At 35.1% G+C, this 16,439-nt stretch carries 13 protein-coding genes; 6 read left to right on the top strand and 7 right to left on the bottom strand.

Going from position 1 to position 16,439, the window contains the following annotated elements:
* Positions 1–180 precede the first annotated feature (180 nt).
* Positions 181–1,719 (top strand): carboxypeptidase-like regulatory domain-containing protein, encoded by a 1,539-nt coding sequence (locus tag AACZ41_RS03605; RefSeq protein ID WP_339626607.1) that lies wholly within the window; start codon positions 181–183, stop codon positions 1,717–1,719.
* A 2-nt stretch (positions 1,720–1,721) separates the two neighbouring features.
* Here AACZ41_RS03605 and AACZ41_RS03600 read toward each other — a convergent pair whose 3' ends face one another.
* Entirely contained in the window at positions 1,722–2,108 is a 387-nt protein-coding gene (locus tag AACZ41_RS03600) for a DUF423 domain-containing protein (protein ID WP_339626605.1), read from the bottom strand.
* 72 nt (positions 2,109–2,180) lie between these two features.
* Between AACZ41_RS03600 and AACZ41_RS03595 the strand changes: the two genes are divergently transcribed.
* A complete protein-coding gene (locus AACZ41_RS03595) occupies positions 2,181–2,588 on the top strand; it encodes a hypothetical protein (RefSeq protein ID WP_339626603.1) in 408 nt (135 codons plus the stop codon).
* A 6-nt stretch (positions 2,589–2,594) separates the two neighbouring features.
* On the opposite strand, the gene AACZ41_RS03590 is transcribed toward AACZ41_RS03595, so the two are convergent.
* The 4 genes from AACZ41_RS03590 to AACZ41_RS03575 form a co-directional block, all read right to left on the bottom strand.
* Entirely contained in the window at positions 2,595–3,017 is a 423-nt protein-coding gene (locus AACZ41_RS03590; RefSeq protein ID WP_339626601.1) for a DUF2141 domain-containing protein, read from the bottom strand.
* A 59-nt stretch (positions 3,018–3,076) separates the two neighbouring features.
* Positions 3,077–3,517: a hypothetical protein gene (locus AACZ41_RS03585; RefSeq protein WP_339626598.1), complete on the bottom strand. Its 441-nt coding sequence runs from the start codon at positions 3,515–3,517 to the stop codon at positions 3,077–3,079.
* A 123-nt stretch (positions 3,518–3,640) separates the two neighbouring features.
* A complete protein-coding gene (locus tag AACZ41_RS03580; RefSeq protein WP_339626596.1) occupies positions 3,641–4,462 on the bottom strand; it encodes a ZIP family metal transporter in 822 nt (273 codons plus the stop codon).
* 29 nt (positions 4,463–4,491) lie between these two features.
* Positions 4,492–5,154, bottom strand: a complete 663-nt coding sequence (locus AACZ41_RS03575; protein WP_339626594.1) for a metal-dependent transcriptional regulator — start codon at positions 5,152–5,154, stop codon at positions 4,492–4,494.
* A gap of 77 nt (positions 5,155–5,231) precedes the next feature.
* Here AACZ41_RS03575 and AACZ41_RS03570 point away from each other — a divergent pair, with 77 nt between their 5' ends.
* A complete protein-coding gene (locus tag AACZ41_RS03570; RefSeq protein ID WP_339626592.1) occupies positions 5,232–7,508 on the top strand; it encodes a TonB-dependent receptor in 2,277 nt (758 codons plus the stop codon).
* Between the two features lie 75 nt (positions 7,509–7,583).
* A complete protein-coding gene (locus AACZ41_RS03565; RefSeq protein WP_339626590.1) occupies positions 7,584–8,726 on the top strand; it encodes a lycopene cyclase family protein in 1,143 nt (380 codons plus the stop codon).
* Here the strand turns inward: AACZ41_RS03565 and AACZ41_RS03560 are convergent.
* Positions 8,723–9,697, bottom strand: a complete 975-nt coding sequence (locus AACZ41_RS03560; RefSeq protein WP_339626588.1) for a polyprenyl synthetase family protein — start codon at positions 9,695–9,697, stop codon at positions 8,723–8,725. The two genes, AACZ41_RS03565 and AACZ41_RS03560, sit on opposite strands and share 4 nt — an antisense overlap.
* A 159-nt stretch (positions 9,698–9,856) precedes the next feature.
* The gene (locus tag AACZ41_RS03555; RefSeq protein ID WP_339626586.1) at positions 9,857–10,873 is read right to left on the bottom strand and encodes a GntR family transcriptional regulator; all 1,017 of its coding nucleotides are present in this window, start codon (positions 10,871–10,873) and stop codon (positions 9,857–9,859) included.
* 450 nt (positions 10,874–11,323) lie between these two features.
* Between AACZ41_RS03555 and AACZ41_RS03550 the strand changes: the two genes are divergently transcribed.
* Positions 11,324–14,551, top strand: a complete 3,228-nt coding sequence (locus AACZ41_RS03550; protein ID WP_339626584.1) for a TonB-dependent receptor — start codon at positions 11,324–11,326, stop codon at positions 14,549–14,551.
* A 10-nt stretch (positions 14,552–14,561) separates the two neighbouring features.
* Entirely contained in the window at positions 14,562–16,439 is a 1,878-nt protein-coding gene (locus AACZ41_RS03545) for a RagB/SusD family nutrient uptake outer membrane protein (protein ID WP_339626582.1), read from the top strand.

Below are 16,439 nucleotides of genomic sequence, written 5' to 3'. Positions count from 1 at the left end.
TAGCTCAAAAGCATGTGGGCAAGATGATTGTGGCTGCCATTAAGTTTGATTTATTCTTCATTGTACGTTGAATAAAATTTAATATTTAGTTAAATAAATTCTAAAACATTCCTAACGGTTTCTAAAACTGTAACGTTACTATCATTGGTTCGTCTAGATTGCGTTGCAATAATCGAACCTATGAATTCAAAAAGACTACTCGTATCACTTTATATCGTTTTAATCGCTAGCACATTTAATATACATTCACAGAGTTTAAGTGCATTTGTAATAGATAGCGTAAGCCAACAACCCATACCCTACGCTACTGTTCAATTAAAAGAAAAAGGGGTAATTACCAATGAAGAAGGTAACTTCAATTTTATATTAAACGAAACTATTTCAGAAACTGACTCCTTAATTATTTCCTCGATGGGTTATGAAACCCTTGCAAAACCAATTTCAGAATTCAACAACAATAGAATTTTACTTAAACCAAAAGCTATTGAACTTAAAGAGGTTATTGTCTCAAACAAGAATTATACAGCTGATGAAATAATTGATTTGGTAGAGGAAAACATGGGAAAAAATTATAGCAATGATCTCACTAAAAAAAGACTTTTTCATAGAGAGTCTAGTTTTAATCGTTGGACACAAAGCAATTTTAAGGTCAAGAAATCTACAATTGATGTTTTAAACCAGAAATTCATAGACAGTGTAATATCGAGTGTGCCGAAAAATGATAGCTATTATTCTGAAATAGTAGGTGACCTTTATGGTAATTACGACACCGAAGTACAGAAGTTGGATTTATTAAAAGCATCAAAACTATTCGACAAAGAAACTGAGATAGATTACGAAAAGTTAGAGAAAAAATTTAATGAAATTCTCAAAGAGAATGTAAAACCAGGGTCTTATTTTAAAATTAAATCTGGACTTTTATCATTCAAAATAGATACTGATGAAGTAAATCAACTATTTGAAGAAGATGTTGACTCTACAGATGTTGTATCACTAAACAAAGAGCTTGAAGAAAAAAAGAAAAACAAAGAAGAGGAACAAAAAAATTACGGTAAATGGAAAAGGAATAATTTAGCCGGTATTTTAAGCACACTACCTACACAAGAAGATTCAGATTTAAACTTTATATCAAAATCTAGAAAATACGATTTCACGTTACAAGAATTTACCTATTTAGGAAATGATGCCGTATATGTAATTTCATTTCAACCTAGTGGTTCTGCCAATTTCGAAGGCTCATTGTATATAAATGCAGATGATTTTGCCATACTTGAAATAGATTATATAAATGTGAAGCCCATTAATAAATTCAATTTACTAGGAATTTCGGCTAACAAGTATCTATCAAAAGGAAAAATAATTTACAATAAAGGCTCTAATGGTTTTTATGGCCTACGGTATTTAGAATCTGAACTAGGTGAACGAGTTGGGGTTAGAAGACCACTAAAAATTATTGAAAAGAACAAAATAGTAAAAGGTAAAAACAAGCAGAACGAACTATCTGGCGATATGGACTTTGTTTTCAATAACGTAGTAAAAAATGAAGTTATCATTTTTGAATCGGAAAGTATTAGTCAGGCTACTTTTGATGCTTTTACCGAAAACAATGCCATATCACCAATGTATATGCCCAAATATGACCCAGAATTCTGGAAAGGATATGCAATTATGGAACCAAATACAGCTATAAAAGAATTTACCTCTACATCTTCAGAATAATCTTAGATTAAATTTTTAATAAAGTGATAAAGCAATAATCCCCAACCTATCACTAACAAGAGTCCACCCAATGGAGTAATAGGACCAAGAATTTTGAGTTTTTTTCCTTTTGCGGCGCTAATACAAAGACCGTAAATACTAAAGGAGAAAAGAAATGTTCCAATCATAAAACAGAACATCATACTTTTCTCTAATGAGCTTTCTAGATTGAGATTAAAACTGAGCATTAGAATCAACAAAGCATGATACATTTGATATTTTATACCTGTTTCAAAACTGCTTAACTGATCTACTGAAAATATTTTTTTTAGTAAATGGGCACCAAAGGCACCAAATATTACCGCCAGCATACCTAACAATGCCCCTACTAACTGTGCTACTAAAACCATATTGTTTTTATTTCAAAGATACTGTCATCGCCTTTTAAATTCATATATTAACACACACATTATCCTATAATTATGAAAAAATCAATATTAGTACTGCTAATAGCAGCAATGGTTATCTTAGGTAGTTGTGGCACAACAAAAAAGACAAATAACAACACAGATTCTACTTCATTAAATGATGAATTAAAAGATAGAAATAGAGCAAATGTATCTTTATTGCAGCGTATAACCCAAATGCGGGGTGTTGTACTTCATAATAATTTACCTGTCATAAATAAAACAGCCAATTCATTCGCATCAGCAGGAAATCAAGAACCGTTATTCGTTCTCAATAATCAAATTATTGGCAATTCTTTTTATTCGATTAATGGGATTATTGATAATTATAATGTGAAAAAAATTATCATTCTAACCGGTGCAGATGCCGCCAGTTATGGTTCTCAAGGATCGAATGGAGTAATAAAAATAGTAAGTTATTAATAGGAACTACTGAAGGCTAATTTTCATTTCCATATTAGAATTAAAGGTAAATACACACTCTTCAAATTTTGGTGGACCGAACATTTTCATTTTACCATTCGAAAAGGCAACTTGTTCTTTAGGGATGCCGAGTATATTCGTATCTAGGTTTTTATTATCATTCGCATCGTGAAAAATTGCAATGGCATATTCACCATCTGGCAAATCAGTTATATGAAAAGCCGTGTTCCCTTTGACGGCTTTCTCTGAGCCAGATTTATATACCTTATCAAACTTTAAAAAAGAACTTTCATTGGTGTAAATAGCGAAACATATATTCCCTTTTTCAGAAGCTACACCATCAATATTCAAACTAAGGCTGTGCTGTGCACTTATGGCATTTGAAATCAAAACAAAAAGGAAGGGCAATAATAAATTTTTATGTATCATACTTCAAAAATTCAATTTTAAAAGTAATTCCAATTTTGATGCCATATTGTTTATTTCAACTAATTAGGAGTACGTAGTGAATTCATTTTGGCGGTTAACTCATCTAAAAGATTAATAGTTTCTACCGAATCTTTCAGATTAAAATATAAATAAGTCGAATCTTGGTACACCAATTTCACTTTCTGCTGACCTATGTTATCGACAAATACATGAACTTTCTTATCTGTTAGCGAATCTTTAAACTCCCTAAAAATTCCTTTCTCTTTTTCTAGGGCCGAAAAACCATTTAAACGCTCCATGGGAGGAATTCTTTCAACCATGACCACACTATCTAATTCGTTGTAGGGAATCTCTACAACATAAAAGCCTGATCTCAACTTTAGACTTTGGCTATCATTACTAATCCAGTTTTTAAAGTGCAGTATTAATATTGTAGCACAGAGAATTACAGTTACTATTAATAGAACTGTCCAAACCCAATGTTTCTTAGTCAAGTGCATATGTTCTTAAAAAATATAATGTTATAACCTCTAATTGCTTAAACGGTAAAAGTGCTATTAAATTACTATTACAATGACAAACACATTTAGGGTTTTATTTAGAGTGATTTTATTCTATAAACCCTAACCTAAACCAACATCTAAAGTCATCATGATTATAAAGCCTCCGATGAAACCCATTGTAGCAATATCGGTGTATTTGTCTTGCTGGGTTTCTGGTATCACCTCTTCTACTACTACAAAAATCATGGCGCCTGCAGCAAATGAAAGTGCATAAGGCAATATAGGCTGAAAGGTCATTACGGCCCAAGCACCTAAAACGGCGGCTACAGGCTCTACAAGTGCAGATGCTTGACCAAACATAAAGCTTTTAGTTCTACTAAGTCCATGTCTTCTTAAGGGCATGGCAACAGCAAACCCTTCTGGGAAATTTTGTAATCCTATACCAAGTGCCAAAGCGACAGCACCACCAATTGAAGCACCATCAAAACCAGCTGCTACCCCACCAAAAAGCACACCAACGGCCAATCCTTCAGGAATGTTATGAAGAGTTATTGCCAAGGTAAGCAAGGTCGTTCTATGCCAAGGTGTCTTTACTCCTTCCGCTTCACTTTCTTTAAAATTGATATGAAGGTGCGGTAATATTTTATCCAATCCGAAAATAAATGCAGCCCCAAGTAGAAAACCAACAGCTGCCGGAATTACTTTTACAAACCCCTCTCCAGGACTCATTTCTATACCTGGCGCCAACAGACTCCAAAAACTGGCTGCTACCATAACACCCCCTGTAAAGCCGAGCATACCATCTAAAACTGCACGATTTAGCGTTTTAAACAAAAACACTAATGCAGCGCCAGCTGCAGTTAGTCCCCAAGTAAATAGCGTCGCATAAAATGCAGCTAAAACCGGGTCTATAGATTCAAAATAACTGATTATTTGTTCCATAAATTAAAAATTATTACTAATAAAAATTATTACTCCTCATCTACAATCTCTAAAAATAAATTTGATGCAATCTGTTCTGAAATACGAATAGGACCAACTCTTGTTGAAATGGTAACTGAGCCATCGAATTCTTCTCTATCCAAAATTTTAAATGTATCGCCTAAAGCAATATTATTCTTATCCAAAAACTTCAAAAAAGCAACAGATGAATCATTTACACCGACACATACACCTTCACTTAAAACAGGTAATTCGCTAATCAATTTCTTAACCGACTTAGTGAAAAATCCTTCTTTATTTGGTATCGGATCACCATGTGGATCCACCTTCGGAAATCCTAAGTGAGCATCTAACTTATCAATTAGCGCATCACTCTTTATATGTTCTAGTTGTTCTGCCACCTCATGAACCTCATCCCAAGAAAAATTCAATTTATCCACCAAAAAAACCTCCCATAGACGATGCTTACGTATAATGGAAAGTGCCACAAGCCTGCCTTTTTCAGAAAGTGATACACCTTGGTACTTTTTATATTTTACCAATGATTTCTCGGATAATTTTTTAACCATATCGGTTACCGACGATGGCTTGGTCTGCATTTGTTCAGCGATGGCGTTGGTGGCCACTGTTTTGCCATCTATTTGACTTAGATGATAAATCGCTTTTATATAATCTTCTTCTGATAAGGTCATTTCAAAATAATATAAATACAAAAATACATTTTTATATATAAAAACAATTTTTTAGGTTTGTCTAAATTTATTTTTAGATGTTTAAAACTATTATTTTAGTGTTTTCTATTTTAACTTTTTCGAGCACCTACGCACAAGAAGCGAACCTATATGGTTCTGTAACATCTGAAAACTCCCCTACCCCTTTTGTGAATATTTATTTAAAGAACACTGAGTTAGGCACTTCCTCTAATGAAAATGGATGGTATGAATTAAAAAATATTCCCCCTGGAAAATACACGCTCATAGCATCTACCATTGGCTACATACCTTTTAGCAAATCAATTATTGTAAAAAAAGGACAGGAACAGCTCATAGATATCGATCTACAACCTTCGATAGAATCATTAGACGAAATGGTAGTTACCGGTACTTTAAAACCAGTCAGCAGACTTGAAAGTCCCGTTCCTGTTGAAGTATACAAACCTACTTTTTTTAAGAAAAATCCAACGGCAAGTATTTTCGAAGCTTTACAGAACGTAAATGGCGTAAGGCCACAAATAAACTGCAATGTGTGCAACACCGGTGATATCCATATTAATGGTCTTGAAGGTCCTTATACTCTTGTACTAATAGATGGCATGCCAATTGTAAGTGGACTTGGAACTGTATATGGTTTATCTGGCATACCTAACTCACTTATTGAGCAAATTGAAATTGTGAAAGGGCCTGCTTCTACTCTTTATGGTAGTGAAGCTGTTGGCGGATTGATAAATATTATTACCAAAAACAACCTTACCGCACCCATTTTCTCAGGAGATAGTTTTATAACTGATTGGGGAGAATACAATCTTGATATTGGCACTAAAGTAAATCTCGACAAAAAAACCAGTCTATTATTAGGTGTCAATTATTTTAAGTATGATAACCCGATTGATAATAACGGAGATAATTTTACGGATCTCACCTTGCAAGACCGAATATCTATTTTTCAAAAATGGAATTTTACCAGAAAAAAATCACGTATTCTCTCATTGGCCGGTCGATTTTTTTATGAAGATAGATGGGGAGGAGAATTACAATGGACTCCAAAATTTAGAGGTGGAGATGAAATTTATGGAGAAAGCATTTATACCCGCAGATGGGAAGTGTTAGGCAAATACCAACTCCCTTTTGAGGAGCAATTTATGTTTTCATTCTCGTATAATGACCATAGTCAAAACTCTGTTTATGGTGATGTTTCTTACTTAGCTGACCAACGTATTGGTTTCACTCAGCTTACTTGGGATAAATCTTTGGGTAAGCACAGTATATTGGCAGGGGCTGCATTACGCTATAATTATTATGATGACAGTACACCAGCAACATCAGATCCAAACGGCAATAAGCCCGATGAGGTAATTATACCAAGTATTTTTCTGCAAAACGAGATTACATTTAACAAAAAACACGCTTTACTTTTAGGTACTAGATATGACTATGATGAAAGACATGGGGCTATATTTACACCAAGAGGTGCTTATCGATTTAAATTTACCGATAATGACATTCTACGATTAAATGCTGGCACAGGTTTTAGGGTCGTAAATTTATTTACAGAAGAGCATGCCGCGCTTACTGGTTCTCGTGAAGTCATAATTACTGAAAAATTAAAACCAGAACGTTCTTTCAACGTAAATCTTAATTATCTAAAAAAAATATATGGGGATAACGGTACTTTCTTAACACTAGATGCATCCTTATTTTATACCCATTTTCAAAATATTATTATACCCGATTATGATACTAATCCTAATCAAATTATCTACGACAATTTAAATGGAAAATCAGTTTCTAAAGGGATAAGTGCCAATGTCGACATCTCTTTGCCAATTAGCTTTAAAATAATGTTTGGCGGCACATTACAAGACGTAAGCAATATCGAAAACGGAATTACCAAACGACAAATTCTTACTGAGAGTTATTCGGCAAATTGGGGATTTAGCTACACCATTTGGCCATGGAATTTAACTTTAGATTATACCGGCAATCTTTATGGCCCAATGCGATTACCAACTTTAGGTGACAATGACCCAAGAAGAGATTTTTCACCTACTTGGAGTATACAAAATATTCAATTCTCGTATAGTGGAATGAAGAATTTTGAAATTTATGCTGGAGTAAAAAACCTTTTAAACTGGACTCCGAATAACGGTAATCCGTTTATTATAGCCCGTGCAAACGACCCTTTTGATAAAGAAGTTACTTTTGATACTAATGGCAATGCAGTTTCCACTTCGAATAATCCTTATGCGCTGACTTTTGACCCCACCTACGTTTATGGCCCCAATCAAGGAATCAGGTCTTTTCTTGGAGTACGCTACGCATTGAATTAACACCAAAAGACTATTGCTAATTCGTATTTTTGAGTTTATAGGGAAATCTGACCCGACAAATACCTTGAAAGATTCATGAACAAGTACGATTACATTATTATTGGTGCTGGCGCATCTGGCTTATTGTTAGCAGATGCTATGGGAAAAGATTCTTTTTTTGCGGATAAAAGGATTCTTGTTCTTGATAAAGATGCCAAAAAAACCAATGATCGCACTTGGTGTTATTGGGAAAAAGATAAAGGACAGTTCGATGCTATTGTTCATAGGCAATGGAGCAAAATTCATTTTGAAGGAACTCAAATTTCGAAAAGAAACAAAATAGCACCCTACTCCTATAAAATGATAAAGGGTATTGATTTCTACAATCACTATTTAGATAGAATTGACGGTTATAAAAACATTACTTTTAAACAAGATGAAGTAGTGAATTTACAAGAAACAAGTAACGAAGTAACCGTTAGCACCTTAAATAAAAGTTATGTTTCAGACTTTATATTTACAAGCCTTTTTGATTATAAAATGGCTACCCAGCAAAAGAACTATCCTGTTTTACAACAACATTTTGTTGGTTGGGAGATAAAAACCAAAGACCCTGTATTTAATGCTTCCGAAGTTACATATATGGATTTCTCGATACCTCAAAAAGGGAATACCCGATTTATGTATGTATTACCATATTCAAATAATACTGCATTAATTGAGTATACCCTATTTTCAGAAAAATTACTTCCAAAACAAGAATATGAAAAGGCCATAAAAAATTATATATGGGATAAGTATAAATGTAAAGACTATACAATCATTGATAAAGAGTTTGGCAGCATACCTATGACTGCCTATGATTTTAGAGAACATCATTCAGGTAGAATACGATATATAGGCACTGCTGGTGGCTGGGCCAAGCCCAGCACAGGGTATACTTTAATGAGCACAGCAAATAAGGTGCCTCAGCTAATTAACCATATTAAGAATGGAAAGCCATTAAAAAATTTAAAATTAAAGAATAAATTTTGGTATTACGACCTCCTATTTCTTGATGTATTACACCATGACAATGCAAATGGCTATAAGGTCTTTGAATCGCTTTTTAAATCATTGAGTCCTCAAATGGTCTTCAAGTTTTTAGATGAGAAAACCAATTTATGGGAAGATATCATCTATATAAATGCCTGCCCTAAAACTCCTTTTATAAAAGCTTTTTTTAAACGATTATTCTAAACCGATCTATTCATTAAATTCTCACCGAACTTTTGCAACAAGTCTTTCTTATCATTCTCCAATTCAATATTATCCAGCACTTGAAAAGCCTTTGCAGTGTAGTCGGCAATTGCAACCCGTGTAGCTTCGTCTGCTTTGGTTTTTTCAAAAATAGAGCGAACAGCATTTACTTTCGTTTCTGACTCTTTAGGTTGTATAGAGTATAAATGTTCAAGCTCTTTTGTCATCATTTCTGAACCCGAACTCATGGCCTTTAAGTAAAGAAAAGTTTTCTTATTTTCAATGATATCACCGCCAACTTGTTTACCAAAAGTTTTGGGGTCCCCGAAAACATCTAAATAATCATCTTGCAATTGAAAGGCTATACCTAAGTTTAACCCGAAAGCATACATTTGTTCTTGAGATTTTTCAGATGCACCAGCAACGATAGCTCCCATTTTTAATGCTGCTGCAACTAAAACCGCAGTTTTATACTCAATCATTTTTAAATATTCTGGCAACATAACATCGTCGCGAGTCTCAAAATCGACATCATATTGTTGTCCTTCACAAACTTCTAAAGCCGTTTTACTAAAAAGTTGCGCCAACTGCCTAAAAATTAGAGGTTCATAATTTTCAAATAGCTGGTATGCCATAATCAGCATAGCATCTCCAGATAAAATACCTGTATTTATATCCCATTTTTCGTGCACAGTTATCTCGCCCCGTCTTACAGGAGCGTCATCCATAATATCATCGTGTACCAATGAAAAATTATGAAATACTTCTACTGCCAAAGCTGCATCCAAGGCTTTTTTATAATCCGTATTGAAAATTTCGGCTGTTAGCAATACCAAAATAGGTCTAAGTCTTTTACCTCCTAAGCCTAAAATATAGGTGATAGGTTCATACAGGTTTCTCGGTTCTTTTGTAAGCTTTTTAGAATTTAAATAATTGATAAACTCTTCTCGATATTCATTTATAGAATGCATTCTCGCAATTTTTATCAAAAATAGAATAAATATGTTTTGTAATAAGCCCTTTTAATCATTGAAGGTTAGATTCTTGAAGACATACATCATAGAAAAGAAGAAAGTATAACTATCTGAGGTTTTACATGAAAAATAATTAACCCATAAGCAGTTATCAATCTATAGAGAATTACGTTTAATCAATTTTGAAGGCATAATTACTTGAGTGGTATCTTCATTTTTTAAATGTTTAGCTGCCATTTTAGCCATCTCTTTAAAATCAGTAGAAATCGTTGTAATTCCACCAAATACTATCTCTTTGGCAACATTATCATTCTGAGAAAGGATACCAATATCTTCGCCGATTTTATACTTTTTCCGAACGCAATCTCTTAAAATGTGCCACAAAATAGTATCTCCTAAAACAAAATAAAGAGTACCCTTATGGGCCGTGCCTAAAGAATAATTGTTTTTTACCGTTCCATTAATATTATAATCTTTAAGAAATCTCTCGAATGCTATCCGAATGGAAATTGGAGAGTAATCACTTTCTTCGTTAAAGTATAAAATAAGGTTTTTATATTTTTTAATTTCGGGGAGTAATTGCACTAACGATGTATAAATGACTTCTTCGAATTCTTGAGAAATATAGGAGAATGATTTGCCTAGATCTAAATACCTATCGACCAATAATAATTTTTTTGGATCAATACTTTGTAGTAACGGTACAACCTTTTGGTTTTGAATAGGGGCAATTACATACATACCGTACTTACCTTTAATATTGGTAAGTATTGTTTCAAAAATGGTTAAATTATTATGATGGAAAAATACATCGATTTGAAATCGTTTACCCATCTCTTTCCTAAATGTTTTGTAAAATTCTTCCTGATAACTTTGGAAAGCGAATAATAGCAAGGCCATTCTTTTGGTAATATTCGTTTCTTGACTTATAACAAAATAGCCCTTAAGCTGCCTAGACTCTATTAAACCTCTGTTCTTAAGCTCTTCGTAAGCCTTAAAAATGGTTTTTCTAGCATAGCCAATTTCTTCAACCATGTTATTAATTGAAGGTAATTGATCGCCAATAGATAAGGTGCCGTCTTCAATTGACTCTATAACGCCTTGCACCAATTGTTCGTGCTTGGATAGATTATTGTATTGGGTTAAGCTTAAAATTCTTTTAACAATCGACATATAATACAATTATAAACTATCGAATATACAACATAATCAAGGTTATCAAGGTGTCACAAAATCTAGTAGTGCCTTACACTGTAGGAATTTTATAATAATTCTTATTACTGAAAAAAATTATCAATTGGTATTAAACTTGAGAATACTTGTTATTGCCGCTCCAGCACAATTGGCATTGGAATGCTTTCCATATTCGTTGGAAAATATTAAATTTTATTAAGCATTGTTTATTAAAAAATAAAATTGAACAAATACCATATTATTATATTTTTATAACATTTTTGACAAATTCAAAATATATTAAAGTTTAATTTATATAATTAACATTTTATTATATATTTGTTCATAGTAGCATAGTGTATCATAGTCTCCATATTGGAACAATGCTCTCAATAGAATTACGATACCTATGATTACAAAATAACTAACAACCCATAAGAACCTATTTTTATGAATCAACTAATTAATTTTCCTAAGTTTTTCATGATTCGAAGTCATGCAATCTTAACGATGGTTTTCTTTTTTGGCGGGCTCCTCTTAACGAGTATACACGCGCAAGAAGTAAAAGTATCGGGTACCGTAACATCAGCTGCGGACAACATGCCATTACCTGGCGTTTCGGTCATTGATGCAAAAAATCCTACAAGAGGGGTACAAGCAGATTTTGACGGAAATTTTACGATCACTCTAGACGATGGCAATACCAGTTTGCGCTTTAGCTATATTGGTTTTAAGTCTGCTGTTGTTCCAGTTAACAATCAAAGCACTATTAATATTTCTCTAGAAGAAGATGTGGCAAATCTAGAAGAAGTAGTTGTGGTTGGGTATGGTACTCAAAAGAAGGCTACGGTTACCGGTGCGGTTACAGCAGTTCAAGGACCAGTTCTTGAAAGCTCCCCTGCTATTAGTGTCTCTAACTCCCTTGCCGGTAGATTACCTGGGGTAGTTATCATCCAAACAAGTGGAGAACCCGGTAATGACCAATCTACCATTAGCATTCGTGGAACCAACACATTAGGTAACAATCAACCATTGATTGTTATTGATGGTATTCCTGATAGAGATGGTGGTATTGGCCGTATTAATTCAAATGATATCGCTAATATTTCAGTTTTAAAAGATGCTTCTGCTGCTATTTATGGTGCTAGAGCAGCAAACGGTGCTATTATTGTCACTACAAAATCCGGAAATTCTGGTAAAATGGAAGTGAAATATAACGCTGATTTTGGTCTTACCAGACCAACAAGAGTTCCTGAAATGGCAAGTGCTGTGGAGTATCAGACTATCATGAACGAGTTAGCTATTTATAACAGTAATATTCCTGCAGGTCAATGGGGTGCTGCAAATAGCGCATTTCAAAATACGGGCAGTTATACTATTCCTGGAAGTAGTCCGGCAGAAACTGTAAACGCAGCTTTTAGTCCTGAAACAATAAATAATCATAGAACCAATGCTGATCCATGGTTATACCCAGATACAGATTGGTTCGGTGCTACGTTTCAAGATTGGGCAGAACAACAACGGCATAATCTTTCTGTAAGTGGCGGAAGTGAAGACCTCAAATATTACGCATCACTAGGCTATTCAGATCAAGGTGCGATTTACAAAAATTCTGCAAACCGTTATCAGCAATATAATTTTAGGATCAATACCGACGCCAAGATCAACGAATATCTTTCCACTAAATTAAGTATGGGTTATAGAAAAGAATACCGAACATTCCCAACGGAAAGTGCTGGCGCCATTTTCAGGATGTTGATGAGAGGTAGACCCAATGAGCCTGCAGTTTGGCCAAATGGATTACCTGGACCAGATATTGAAAATGGACAACAGCCTGTAGTTATTACTACTAATGCCACTGGTTACGATAAACAACCAACCGATTATTTGCAATTTACAGGTTCTGTAGATATCAAAAACCCGTGGGTTGATGGATTAACCTTAACCTTGTTGGCTGGTGTTGATCAAAGCCAACAGCGCAGAAAACTATGGCAAACACCTTGGACACTTTATTCATTGGATCGTGCCAATTATATCGCAACCGGAGATCCAGTTTTAAGTGGAGCAATTCGATCTAACTTTACCGACCCCAGGTTAACACAATCTTCGTTAAACGTTTTAAACACCAACCTAACTGGTTTATTAAATTACGATAAAACAATAGGTGATGACCACACAATTAATTTATTAGCTGGTGTAACCCGTGAAAATTTCCAAGGAGAGTTTCTATCGGCCTTTAGAAGAAATTACTTATCCGCTGCTGTTGATCAAATAGGTGTAGGTGGTGAAGATGGACAGGTTACTGATGGTTTTGGGTATAATAGGACCCGTTTAGGGTATTATGGTCGTGCACAATACAACTTTAAGGAGAAATATTTGGCCGAATTCATTTGGCGTTATGACGGTTCCTATATCTTCCCAGGTGATGATCGTTTTGGTTTTTTCCCAGGATTCTTGGTTGGGTGGAATATAAATAAAGAAGATTGGTTCAATGTTGAGTCAATCGATTACCTTAAACTACGTGCCTCATACGGTCAAATGGGTAATGATCAGGTTTTCTTTCAAAATGAATTACAAGAATATGCCTATTTATCTATTTATGATTTTGGCAGTTATCCCATTGACGGTAACGTACAAACTACCCTTACGGAGCCATTATTGGCAAACCCTAGTTTTACATGGGAGCGGGCAAACAACCTCAATGTAGGTCTTGACGGTATTACCCTCAATGGAAAATTGAGCTTTACTTTGGAGTACTTCTTAAACAGACGAGATCAAATTTTGATTCAAAAAACAGGTTCCACACCAGGTTCTTCAGGTATTTCAGATTTATTACCCCCTGTTAATGCCGGTAAAGTAGATAACGAAGGTTTTGAATTTGCCTTAAATTATTATGGTGGTGATGCGGATAGCTTTAAATGGGATGTTGGTGTAAATGGTGGTTATGCTCAGAACAGTGTAGTCTTTTTAGATGAAATTCCTGGCGCACCAGATTATCAATTGCAAGAAGGCAAACCTATTGGTTCTTACTTAGTGTATGAATCTGATGGAGTTTTTATCGATGAGGCGGCCATTTCAAGTAATACATTAGATTACAGTGCTGTTAAACCACAATTAGAACCAGGAGACATGAAATTTAAGGACATTAATGGTGATGGCGCCATCAATGATTTAGACCAGGTTCGATTGGATAATAGTATTGTGCCAAACTTTAACTTTGGTGCAACCTTTAACGCCTCCTATAAGAATTTTGATTTATCGGTTCTTTTACAAGGTGCTACAGGCGCAAAACTACCGATCCTGACAGAATCAGGCGATATAGGTAATTACCTTAAATATAGCTTTGATAATAGATGGAGTCCAGATAACCCAAGTAGTGTACACCCAAGATTAGCAAGTAGGGGCGATACCTATTATAGTGGTGGTTCTTACGGCAACAACACTTATAATTTATATAGCAAGGATTATATTAGACTTAAAAACGTTCAAATAGCATATAATTTCCCAAAAGGAATGATTGACCAATTTGGATTATCTGCATTTAGGGTTTACATGAGTGGTCTCAATTTGGCGACTTGGGCAGCACAAGACATTTATGATCCTGAATCAACGAGTAATAGTGGGCAGTTTTATCCACAGCAGACCATTATTAACACAGGTTTTAGTTTAACATTTTAAAAAAAAAATCATGAAAAAAAGAAAATTAGTACTCTTAGGCCTATTAACGGTAGCCTTAATACCCATATCGTGTAATGAAGACTTTTTAGAGACACAGCCCTTAGATTCTATATCAGCAGATGCTACTTGGGCCGATGGTGCATTGTCACAAGCATTTGTATTTAATGTGTATTCATCCCTTGGCTATGGAGGGTTTGAAGAAGAAGGACTTGCATCTCTAACAGATGAAGCAATGTTTACACACTCTGGACGAGGTATCAATGTAATTACCGAAGGATCACTTTCCCCATCAGGGACGGGTAACGTAAATATTATACCTCAATGGAATGAATTGTATTTGGCTGTTCGTAAGGCAAATATTGCCATACAAGAATTACCAAACGCTACGTTCGATGATCAAAGCCTAAAAGATCGCTTACTAGGTGAAGCACATTTTTTAAGAGCCTATTATTATCATCAATTAATGCGTTACTATGGAGGCGCACCATTAATTGACAGGCCATATGGTTTGGACGAAGACTATTCAGCAGCAAGAGGTACATTTGCCGAAAATGTCGATTTCATCGTTGCTGATTTGGACCAAGCAATTTCTTTATTAGACGGAAAGGATTTTACCGCCGGTAGAGCATCTAAGTTAAGTGCTATGGGTCTTAAATCAAGAGTGTTGATCTATGCGGCAAGCGACTTACGTGATGGTCCGACAGCAAGTGCTAAATCGTCTGTTTTAGGAAGTTATTCCAACCTTGATTTAGTAGCGTATACATCTGGCGACAGAGCTGCACGTTGGAATACAGCTAAAGCAGCAGCTAAAGCTGTTTTAGATGAAACGACGGGTTATAAATTGGATTTAACCGCACCCGCAACTGCCGAAGAAGCTACACAAACTTATGTTTCGATTGCTATGGGTGGTGGAAGCGCAATAGGTGATCCGGCAGCAAGAGCAGAATTATTGTTTGAACGTACACATACACCTTTATTTACCGTAGAAAGTAATTGGCCTTTAGGTGGTATTCACCAAGGTATAAACAACGGCCCTAACGGTTATCATAACTGGGCAGGTAATACTCCTATTCAACAATTGGTAGATGATTATCAAATGATGGATGGTTCTGAATTTGACTGGAGCAATCCTGAGCATGCTGCGGCACCTTATGAAAACAGAGACCCAAGGCTTTCTGCAACCATTCTTTATGACGGTTCCGGATGGAAACCAAGACCATCAGATGTTGCAGCAATCGATCCTAATGATGAGATTCAAACCGGCACCTATGACGATGGTTCCGGCGGCATCATAAATGGTGTTGATATGCGAGACTCTCCTATTGAAAACTGGAACGGTAGTAGAACAGGTTATTATGTTCGAAAATTTATTGATGCAGATCCGGCTGTGGTAGACAACCAATCTAGTGCACAAGTAGTTCCTTGGCCATTTATCAGATATACTGAAATAGTTCTTAATTACGTTGAAGCTTCTATCGCTACTGGCGATGAAGGTGAAGCTAGAAACTGGCTGAATAAACTTCGTTTTAGAGCAGGTATGCCTGCAATTACCGCATCTGGCGCAGACTTGTTAGCAGCCTATATAAACGAAAGAAGAGTTGAATTGGCATATGAAGAACATAGATATCATGATGCAAGAAGATGGATGATAGCAGACCAAACTTTAGGTCGTGGCATTAAAGTGATGAAAGTTACTGCTACCCTAAAATCAGGTGCTACTCCAAGAACTCCATATCAATACGACCCAACAGTATATGATTATACTTATACCGTTGTAGATAATAATGATAATGAGACAAGAACTTGGGATGACAAAATGTACTTCATGCCGATAAGTAGAGATGAAATTAACCGTAATGAATTATTAGTTCAGAATCCTGGTTATTAA

It is taken from the genome of uncultured Maribacter sp. (assembly GCF_963974015.1).
Classification (GTDB): Bacteria; Bacteroidota; Bacteroidia; order Flavobacteriales; family Flavobacteriaceae; genus Maribacter.
This window is presented reverse-complemented; position numbering and strand designations above follow the sequence as displayed.